At 46.6% G+C, this 10,605-nt stretch carries 5 protein-coding genes; all 5 read left to right on the top strand.

What is annotated here, in order from left to right; all coding sequences use genetic code 11:
• Positions 1-45: 45 nt before the first annotated feature.
• The 5 genes from ABLA85_RS02050 (at position 46) to ABLA85_RS02070 (ending at position 10,559) form a co-directional block, all read left to right on the top strand.
• On the top strand, positions 46-4,527 hold the full coding sequence (locus ABLA85_RS02050; protein ID WP_367960911.1) for a beta-ketoacyl synthase N-terminal-like domain-containing protein: 4,482 nt from the start codon (positions 46-48) through the stop codon (positions 4,525-4,527).
• Positions 4,524-7,577, top strand: coding sequence for a PfaD family polyunsaturated fatty acid/polyketide biosynthesis protein (locus ABLA85_RS02055; protein ID WP_367960913.1), 3,054 nt, complete (start codon positions 4,524-4,526; stop codon positions 7,575-7,577). Before ABLA85_RS02050 ends, ABLA85_RS02055 begins: the two co-directional genes overlap by 4 nt.
• On the top strand, positions 7,574-8,341 hold the full coding sequence (locus ABLA85_RS02060; RefSeq protein WP_367960916.1) for an SDR family NAD(P)-dependent oxidoreductase: 768 nt from the start codon (positions 7,574-7,576) through the stop codon (positions 8,339-8,341). The genes ABLA85_RS02055 and ABLA85_RS02060 overlap by 4 nt, the downstream gene beginning before the upstream one ends.
• A 123-nt stretch (positions 8,342-8,464) precedes the next feature.
• Positions 8,465-9,709, top strand: a complete 1,245-nt coding sequence (locus ABLA85_RS02065) for an SDR family oxidoreductase (RefSeq protein ID WP_367960918.1) — start codon at positions 8,465-8,467, stop codon at positions 9,707-9,709.
• 52 nt (positions 9,710-9,761) lie between these two features.
• Positions 9,762-10,559: an amidohydrolase gene (locus ABLA85_RS02070; RefSeq protein ID WP_367960920.1), complete on the top strand. Its 798-nt coding sequence runs from the start codon at positions 9,762-9,764 to the stop codon at positions 10,557-10,559.
• Positions 10,560-10,605 lie beyond the last annotated feature (46 nt).

A 10,605-nucleotide genomic window follows, 5' to 3' on the forward strand; every position in this document is an offset into this window, starting at 1 on the left:
ATATTCGCTCAGGGGAACGCTATCATATTAAGGAGTCTCTCCTTTATGGAACATGTTGCAATTGTTGGGGTCGGGTGTTTATTTCCCGGAGCAGATACCCCTGAAAAATATTGGGATAACCTGTTACACGAAAAGGATTGTTCCACACCTTTATCGGCTCTGGAATTGGGGGTTGATCCGGCTTGTTATTATTCTCCGGTTGCCGGTACACCTGACACGATTAATTATGTCAATAATGGGCACGTCCGTGATTTTCATTTTGAGGGCAAAGGATATAACTTGCCGGAAGAAGAATTAAATACACTGGATGATCTATTTAAATGGACAATCTATGCGGCAGATCAGGCATTAAACGACAGTGGCTATCGTCAGCATAAACATGTATTGCAAAAAACGGGATTAATTCTCGGTAGTATCGGTATGCCGACTCATTCAACTAAAAAACTAATGAGTCCGTTTTATCACAAAATATTACAACCCTATATTCAAAAATTAATTGGGCGACCGGATTTTCAATTTAATCAATTCTGGCCACAGGCTAATCATTCTGATCAGAATTTAATAACCGGCGGATACAATGCCACAATTGCTGCATTGGCACTTGGACTGGCAGGTCCCCGTTATTGCCTTGATGCTGCATGTGCGTCAGCGTTGTATGCCATCAAACTGGGTGCTGATTATCTTCTCAGCCACAAGGCAGATATGATGCTGGTTGGGTCAATTTGCCATGTAGATCATATCTATATCGACCACGGATTTAATATTTTGCAGGTTTTCCCTGAAAAGGGTGAGTCTATTCCTTTTGATAAAGCATCCAAAGGTGTAAAAGCCGGGGAAGGTGTTGGCATTGTTGCTATCAAGCGTTACGCCGATGCTGTCCGTGATAACGATAAAATCTATGGCATAGTTGAATCTATTGGTTTGTCCAACGATGCAGGTACTAAGCATTTGTTAGTACCCGATCAGCAAGGACAGAACATTGCATTAGAACGCGCCTATCGGAACAGTTCGCGGAACATCGATTACATTGAATGCCATGCAACTGGCACTAATATTGGGGATCAAATCGAGCTATCGACTATCGAAACTTTTTTTGGTGAACATGATCTTGATGGACAGGGAAAAATTCCATTAATTGGTGCTAATAAAGCTATCAACGGTCATATGCTCACTGCTTCAGGTATGGGCAGTCTGCTGAAAGTCTTGTTAGCTATGCAGCATAATCTGATCCCTGCCACGCCACGGGTCAATCAACTGGTTTCAACACCCAAAGGGAAGCTCAATATCGATCATATTGTGCGGAAAGCCAGACCCTGGCCTGAAAGTCAGCGACCTAAACGTGCGGGTATTAATGCCTTTGGTTTCGGTGGTGTCAACGGGCATATGGTCGTCAGTGAAGATACCCCTGAACGACGAGCGGCCTGTATACCATTTCAGTCAGAAAAAACGCAGGAAATTGATCCACTGGCCATTGTCGGAATTGGCGTACATATGGCGAAAACTGAGGATAATCAAACGCTGGATCAGGCCTTACAGCAAGGCACGCAGCACTTCTATCCATTGCCGAAAACCCGTTGGATTGGCATGGAAAAACGCGCTGACGTGTTGGCAATGCGTGGAGTGAGTCAGCCACCTTTAGGCTCCTATATCGAAACATTTGAATTTGACTGTAAGAAATTCAAATTACCACCGAATGTTGTTGGAGCACATTTAAGTTGTCACCTGTTCCTGTTGCCTATCGCGGAACGTGCATTTCTAGATGCCGGTTATCAATTGGATGGCAATAAGCGCAATATTGCCGTAATTGTGGCGGGAGGAATCGATTATAGCTGTTTGCGTTATCAGGTGCGCAATGAAATTAGCTGGCAATTGAAACAAAGCTTGAGTCGTCATGGTATTCAATTGTCGGCAGAGGATACCCTCGCGTTGCAGGAGATTGTAAAAGATAGCCTGTTTCCGAAACCTTATCCCGAAGGTATTACCGGGGGAATTGGTAATATTGTGGCAAGCCGTCTGGCGGCACATTTGAAACTGAATGGCCCGGCATTTACGCTCTATGGTGAAGAAAATTCTCCGTTTAAGGCACTGGAATTAGCTCAGTTTATGCTGAGCAGACAACATGTGGATGCGGTGATGGTTGCCTGTAGCAGCTTCGGCGGCTCTCTGGAAAATGTGTTGTGGGATCATCAATCTGAGCACGGAAATCAGATAGTCGGGGATGGTGGCGGAGTCATTGTTCTCAAACGCGAACAGGATGCCATTAATGACAATACACCGACTTATGCCGTGTTGGATGGGATTGGTACTTGCTATTTGCCTGATCATTCCCTTGATTTCACCGTCAATGAAGACGCCATTGTGGCAGCCGCGCAATCAAGCCTGACCGCCGCTGGTTGTAGTGCAGATCAAGTCGGTTATATTGAGTTGTATGCGGGTGGCAAATCTGGAGAGATTGCGGCTGAATTGTCTGCGTTGGGTCGGGTCTATGGTGTGACAGACGGGCAACCAACGGCGGCTATCGGTACTCTGAAAGCCAATTACGGACATCTGTCTGCATCTGCTGGCCTGTTAGGCATTATTAAATCGGCCCTGCAACTGACACAACGCTACTTACCGGTATTGCCGGATTACCCTCATCGGCAGGAGTTGGCACATTATGCAGAGGGAAAATTCCACTTACCAGTACAAACTCAGGCGTGGCCGGCGCCAGTCAAAGCGCCTCGTCGTGCGGCAATCAGTCATTTGGGTATCGACCGCTCCTACAACCATGTGATTTTAAGTGAACCCCAGAGTGGAAAACGTGCTCGTCCAACCAGGTTATCGACGTCAGATCAGCCTGGTCTGAAAGTGACAGTCTATACTGCGAGAGAAAAAACAGTAGAGGAATTCATTCTTAACGCTCAAACCGTGGATCGTTTCGCAGCGTTGGCTATGGCGGCTGTACCGTCAAACGAGTCAAATAAGGCAGACCTAAACAAGGCAGAAACAATTCAGAAAATGCCACTGTCGATGGAAGTTAACCATTTCATCCGCAATGCCAATACCCAACTGCGTTATCTGCAATTGGAACAGACATTTTATCAATTGATAAAACAACATTTGGCAGACATGCCGGGCACACTGTCAATCAATTTGCAACCCATGACCGTTACTGAACCTGCTGTTACAAAGGTTATACCCAAATCGGTTATGCCGAAAAAATCAGAGACAACTTTGCCCGTCATTTTTGACGAACAACAATTACTGGAATTAACGGATGGCAGCGTGGAGAAGGTTCTGGGAGCTGATTATGCAGAAGTGGACAGCTATCCGATACGTACCCGTATGCCATCGCCACCGTTTATGTTTGTTTCCCGCATTACGGCGCTTTCTGCTGTAAAAGACAAACTGGAACCCTGCTACATTGAATGGGAATACGATATTCCTGAAGAGGCATGGTATGTCGTGAATGGTCGTGTTCCTTCCTTTGTCGCACTGGAGTCATCTCATGCGATGATCGTGGCGTTTACAGTTATAGGCTGTGACATGATGTTCAAAGGACAGCTTTGTTACCGGGCAGTGGATTGCAGCACGACAATTTACAGCGAAATGCCAAAGGCAGGCGAAGTATTGCGCGGACGTGTCAATATCACCTCAGTTATACGGATAGGTGGCCGTTTTCTGGCGAACTATGAGTACTTCTGCTATGTGGGAGAACGTCTGGTATTCAAACTGGTAGCGGCTTCCGGTTTCTTCAGCCGTAAAGAAATTGAGAAAGCGGGGGAATTTGATACCAACGCCTATCTTAATCTTACCAGAGCCAAACCAGGCGGAGCGGCAAAACCGTTCACGCTGTTATCAAAAAACAGACAATCACAACATGAGCCGTCATACGCCGAATTCTTACATAAGGAATTGCTGCATTGTGACCGGACAACATTCGCCGAGCAGGACATCACCTACGTGATGAATGGTGATCTGGCGGCCTGTTTCGGTTCCCAATATGGTCGTATCTACGGCGAAAACCTGTGTACACCTGATACCCGTATGTTAAGCAGGATCCTCAGCGTTGACACAATGGGGGGAATGTTTGGTCTGGGGCAGATAGTGGGTGAGTTTGATATCGATCCTGAACACTGGGCGTTTAAGGCGCATTTCAAAAATGATCCTGTTATGCCGGGAACACTGTTGGTGGAAGGTTCGGAACAACTGATGAAGTTCTACCTATTCTATCTTGGATTAAATTCCCTGCCTGATCTGGAAGTGCAAACGCTGACCGATTATACAACCAATGCCAAATTCCGTGGTGAAGTGCAATGTGAGCGAAATGTGCTGCAATACCGGTTGACTTGTAAATCCATTGAAGCCCGCTATACGGACATAAACGACAAACTGGAATCTGTCACCCTGTTTTTCATTGCAGAAACGTTGTACCGCGGCAGTGTGGTGGGAATAAGTGACAACATGGGCGTGCGGTATGTCCGCCGTCAGTCACAGCAAATGACCGGAGCAGGTGTAGCAGAACTGGAACAGGACACCACAAAATGAATCAGCACTTATCGGTCAATTTATCGGGTCGCCAACCAAAGGCACGTCTGTTGATGGAAAGCCTTTCCCGTTTGCAAGATTTGGCGGCTGAACTGCGGGTTATAAAATCCGGCACATCCGTTTCCCTGTTACCGACAGATGAGCCGGTAACAGAACAGGTTTCCGTTCTGGGTAGCCTGCCGGCAATAACGGCAAGCAGTTTAGGAGATGCCGGCTTCATGGCGGATTATGGTGTGGATTACGCCTATTATGCCGGTGCGATGGCTAATGGTATCCACTCTGAAGAGATGGTTATTGCATTAGGCAAACAGCGCATTTTAGGGATCTTTGGTTCCGGTGGCTTGCGTATTCAGCGGATCGCAGAAGCAATTGTACGTATCCGGCAGGCATTGCCGGGAGGTCCCTTCGGCGTCAATTTGCTGCATAACCCCGGCAATCCTGAATGGGAAATGGCTTGTGTGCGTCTGTGTATAGAAAATCAGGTGCGGATAATTGAAGCATCGGCCTATATCAATCTCAGTCCGGCGCTGGTCTATTACCGTGTCAGTGGTCTGGCCCAACAGCCTGATGGCACAATTCTGCGTCACCATCGCCTGATTGCCAAAGTTTCCCGTCGGGAAGTAGCACAGCACTTCCTGCATCCGGCTCCCGAAAACATACTGCAAAAATTACTGACAGACGGGCTGATCACCCCGGAACAGATCAAGCTGGCACGACAGGTTTCAATGGCAGATGACATTACCGTAGAAGGCGATTCCGGCGGGCATACCGATCAGGGGGTACTGTCCTGTATTTTCCGTTCCATTGTACAGCTACGGGATGAAGTACAGCTACAGAATGAAGTCGCAGATGAAACTCAAAACGGAACCCATAATCGTTACCCGGTACGGATTGGCGCTGCGGGTGGTTTGGGAACACCTCATGCCATTCTGGCGGCTTTTGCACTGGGAGCCGCTTATGTTGTCACTGGTTCAATCAACCAGAGCTGTGTGGAAGCGGGAACATCTGATGCTGTGAAAAAAATGCTGGCACAAGCCCGTATCAATGATGTTACCACTGCACCATCAGCGGATATGTTTGAGCTAGGTGCCAAAGTACAGGTGTTGAAACAGGGTAGTATGTACGCGGTGCGGGCGCAGAAACTGTATAACCTATATAAACAATATGACAGTCTGGATGACATACCTGAACAAGAAATGACCCTGCTGGAAAAACAGGTATTTCATAAGCCACTGTCAGACATCTGGCAGGAAACTATCCACTATTTCCATACTATCAATCAACCCGACACCATTGCCAAAGCAGAAAAACAGCCGAAGAAAAAAATGGCGCTGGTCTTCCAGTGGTATCTCGGTCAATCGTCCCGTTGGGCAATTAGCGGTGATTCTGTACGCAATATGGATTACCAAATCTGGTGCGGTGCGGCTATGGGTGCCATGAACGAATGGTTGAAAGGCACGCCATTTGAAGCGGTTGAAAACAGACATGTCAGTAAGATTGCCAAGTTGTTGATGAATGGGGCGGCCTATCTGGCCCGTATAGCATTACTCGAATTACTCAATGTTGTTGTACCTGAACAAGTGAAACGGCATATGTTGCTTAATCACGAACTGTCTGATCAAAAACAATCCGATCACGAACAATCCGACCAAAAATATGAGCAAGAATCAAAGGTGAGGAGTAAAGAATCTATGGATGCTTCAACAAAATTATGTCTGGACAATTCAAAAGGCTTTTATAAAAGATGCTGGGATCTGATGCCTGGCGGATCACACTATAACTTTGGTGATCCTGAGCGTCCGTTGGTGATCCCGTTTAACCGTGGGGAAAGATCCCGTGTGTGGGATCTGGATGGAAATGAACATCTGGATATGTTCTGCAAATTTGGGGCATTACTGGTTGGGCATCACAATGAGGCTTACAACAGTTCGTTGATCGAATACATGAATAAAGTGACTTCCGTTGACACCTGTGATTTGGAAGTCGGTGTTTGTGAAACGATGGTCAAACATATCCCTTGTGCCGAAATGGTCCGTTTTTGCCTGAGCGGAACAGAAGCGGTACAAAATGCGTTGCGCCTTGCCCGTGCTTTTACTGGCAAAAACCGTTTTATTCGTTTCCACGGTCACTATCATGGCAATGCTGACAACATTATGGGCTGGCGCAAGAAGCAGGATCTGACTTACCCGGTGCCAGAACAGTTCAAAGGTGACTTGTTAGATACATTAGGACGCGATCCTAAAATCATTCCCGATCAGTCTTTCATGCTGCCGTGGAATGACATTGATATATTAACTGCTACTGTAGAGCGCTACCACAATGAAATCGCGGCTGTTCTGATGGAGCCGATTTGCATTAACGGTGGGGGTATTTTCCCTGTTGAAGGCTATCTGGAAAAAACCAAAGCACTGTGTGAGAAATATAATATTGTGCTGATTTTTGACGAAATCATCACTGGTGTTCGTTTGGGGTTGGGAGGTGCACAGAAAATATTGGGTGTAACCCCTCATCTGGCCACTTTCGGTAAAGCATTGGGCGGTGGTGCTATGCCAATCTCCGCTATTGCTGGTCGCCGTGACATTATGAATCTGTACACCCGTGGGAAAGTCATCCACGCGGGGACTTTCAATGGTTATCCGCTTGGGCTGGCTGCTATCCAGACAACTTTCAGGCTGATTGAGGAAGATCCCGGCTGTTATGAGCGTATGGGTGACGTTATGCGCCAGATTTCCAATGTCTTTGTGAAAGCCGCAGAAGCTGTTGACTTGCCACTGGTGGTACAGGGAATGCCGACCGCATTGGTTTATCATTCTCAAGATACGCCTGTCACCTCTTCTGAAGGCTACAGTGATAAGGTTAAATTCTGCGACATCATTATTCGTGAAATTTCCAAACGCTATGGCATTCAGTTCTCTCCATTGTCCCGCATGTATCCCAACCTGTTGATGTCACAGGATGATGTACGTTTCTTCGAAGAGCGGATCTTCGATGCCATGGAAAATGCCCGCAAGGTGATTGATATCACATTTAAAGAAGGGCTGGCTGGATGAGTCGGCAAATTGCTGTTGTAACCGGTGCGGCAGGGGGGTTCGGCACTGCGATCACCAAGACACTGTTAGATATTGGTTATCTGGTGGCTGCAACGGATATCAGCATACAAAAACTGGCGCTCCTGAAGGAGCGCCTTGGGCACCCTGAATCCCTGGCAATTTTTGAAATGGATGTGACTGATGTTGCCTCCGTCGAACGGGCGGAGCAACAGATCACGGAAACATTAGGCAAGACGATCACCGTTCTGGTGAACAATGCAGGCATTATCCACCGGGCTTTCTGCCTGTCGGGCAGAGGGTTGCCGGAGTCCGCTAAAGTGATCGATGTCAATTTGGTCGGTGCTTTCAACTGCACAACGATTTTTGTTCGCCATATGGCGCAGCAAAAATATGGGCGCATTATCAATATTGCTTCCGTTGCTGGCCTTTGGGGAGCAGCGGGAAGTGCTGCTTATGGTGCATCAAAAGCGGGATTAATTTCTGCGACAGAATCCTGGGGGCGTGAACTGGGACCGTTGAATATCAGTGTCACCGCCGTTGCTCCGGGGATTTGCAAAACTGACATGCTGGAGCAGTTCGTCAGTTCTGGCCCGATGGAATCTGCGGCAGAAGATAAGATTGTGCGTTCAATTGTGCCTGTCGGGCGTTGGGGAACGTCAGATGATGTGGCTGAAGTTGTGGGATTTTTGGCGAGTTGTAAAACCAATTATCTCAATACCTCAGTGATCTCACTGGATGGTGGAATGCGTGTTGGCACTATATGAGAGATAAGAAGAGATAAGAGCGTATACCCATAAATCTCAGGGGCAGCCAGTAAAGCTGCTACCTGAGACAGGTATGAAAAAACAGCAAGTAACACATTTAATCATTAGATGTAGGGGATAAACATGCTCAACCATACCAAAAACCATACCAAAAAAGAGACCAAACACATCTTAATTACTGGCGCAACAGGTGTCATGGGGGGCAGGGTCTTACTTGAAATACTGACTACAACTGATGCCAGTGTATATTGCCTGATAAGAGCTGAAAATAATTCACAGGCACTGGCGCGTTTGGAAGATTTTTTGTTCACCTACGATCAGGAAAAACGGAGCCGAGACCAACTTCACCGTGTTATTCCTGTATTGGGTGATATTACGAAAACAGATCTTGGGCTGACAGCAGAGCTTTACTCAGCGTTAACCGGCAAAATTGACAAAGTCATTCATTGTGCTGCCTGGACCAGTTTAGTGGCATCTTATGGCCGGCTTGCACCTGTTAATGTGTCGGGAACACGAAATATCGTTGAATTCTGCCTACAGGGCAATATACCAATGCTTTATACCTCCAGCTTTAGCGTAGTGGGAGAACATCTATATCGTGACGGTTTTATTCTGCATGAAACGGATCTTGATGTAGGACAGAGATTTGATGACATGGATTATGAACGTACCAAATTTGAATCGGAACAAGCTGTCCATCGTGCGGGAGAAAAAGGCCTTAAGTGGGTCATTGTGCGTCCGGGCAACATTTGGGGCGATAGTACCGATGGCAGTTACCCCTTGCGGCAAACTAAAGTCAAAGGCATTTATTATGAAATGCTCAGGGCCTTAGTAGAGACGGGGCTCACGTTCAATTCACAGGAAGATTTTGATATTTCTCCGGTGGATTATGTCGCGAAAGCATCATTGTATGCCATTTTAGATATCGAAAAATTTAATGGAAAAACCCTCCACCTGACGGCTCCCAACCCGATCACTTTCAACGATATTGTTTTCTTCCTGCGGGAATTCGGTTATCGCATCCAGACCGTTGACAACGATGACTACATGGAAGCATTGGCACAAAACTGTTTGTATCTCAATGGGAAACCTTACCGTTCAGTTTTTACTGACATATTGGCACTCGCTCATAATGGCATAGAAATGAACGAAAAAGCCAAGTATGCCACAGCGATGACAATGGATTTACTCAGTGGCAGCGGCATTCAATGCCCACCATCAGATAAAACACTGCTTTTCCGTTATTTCAACTACTTAATTGCATCCGACTTCATTCCTCCTCCTCAACAGCAGGGAGAAAAGGGAGAAATCCGCAAAATGTCAGCCCAGAGTGGTTATCTGGAAAACCTGTTTGATGCTGACCTGTAATGAATGTTGATAAAAAATAAATAACAAAACATATATTGAAACGGAGTTTGCAATGATTGCTCAGAATCTTAAAGTAACGATGATTCAAACCGATTTGGTTTGGGAAAATGCAACAAAAAACCGTGAATATATCGAACGCCACATCGCACAAGTGACTGATAGTGATCTGATCATTTTGCCGGAGATGTTCACGACAGGGTTCAGTATGAAGCCACAAGCCATTGCTGAAACGATGGATGGCCCCAGTATTCAGTGGATGAAAAAGCAGGCCGCCGCGAAGGGGTGTGCGATTGTTGGCAGCATGATTATCACTGAAAACCAGCAGTTCTATAACCGTCTGTTGTGGGTTAATGCAGATGGCTCCATCACCCACTATGACAAAAAACACCTCTTCTCTTTCGCTCAGGAAGATCATGAATACACCGCAGGTAATGCCCCGCTGATTGTGGATTTCAACGGTTGGAAAATAGCCACTTTTATTTGTTATGACCTGCGCTTCCCGATTTGGTCACGCAATATCAATGGTCACTACGATGCAGCGCTTTATATCGCTAGCTGGCCTGCCAGACGCTCCCTGCACTGGTGCACTCTGTTGCAGGCACGTGCAATTGAAAACCAGAGCTATGTCATCGGGGTCAATCGTGTGGGGCAGGATGGTAATCAACTCGACTATGCAGGTGATTCCATGTTGATCGATCCGTTGGGTGAAATCCTACTGCACGAGCGGGATAACGAGGCAGTAAACACCATGACTATCTCTCTTGCTCATGTAAGGGATGTCAGAGAACGCTTCCCTTTCCTGAAAGATGCAGATCCTTTTGTTTTAAAAGAGAGCATTTTGAGGGAGTAACGCTCCAAATTTAGCGTTTGCAGGAAATCGCAGAAATAAGTGTTGA

It is taken from the genome of Xenorhabdus sp. SGI246 (genome assembly GCF_040838225.1).
In the GTDB taxonomy this organism is placed as follows: Bacteria; Pseudomonadota; Gammaproteobacteria; order Enterobacterales; family Enterobacteriaceae; genus Xenorhabdus; species Xenorhabdus indica.

Bases quoted from the DNA above. Each gene is read 5' to 3' on its own strand.
- ABLA85_RS02070 (WP_367960920.1), top strand. From the start codon at position 9,762: ATGATTGCTCAGAATCTTAAAGTAACGATGATTCAAACCGATTTGGTT.
- ABLA85_RS02050 (WP_367960911.1), top strand. From the start codon at position 46: ATGGAACATGTTGCAATTGTTGGGGTCGGGTGTTTATTTCCCGGAGCA.
- ABLA85_RS02060 (WP_367960916.1), top strand. From the start codon at position 7,574: ATGAGTCGGCAAATTGCTGTTGTAACCGGTGCGGCAGGGGGGTTCGGC.
- ABLA85_RS02055 (WP_367960913.1), top strand. From the start codon at position 4,524: ATGAATCAGCACTTATCGGTCAATTTATCGGGTCGCCAACCAAAGGCA.
- ABLA85_RS02065 (WP_367960918.1), top strand. From the start codon at position 8,465: ATGCTCAACCATACCAAAAACCATACCAAAAAAGAGACCAAACACATC.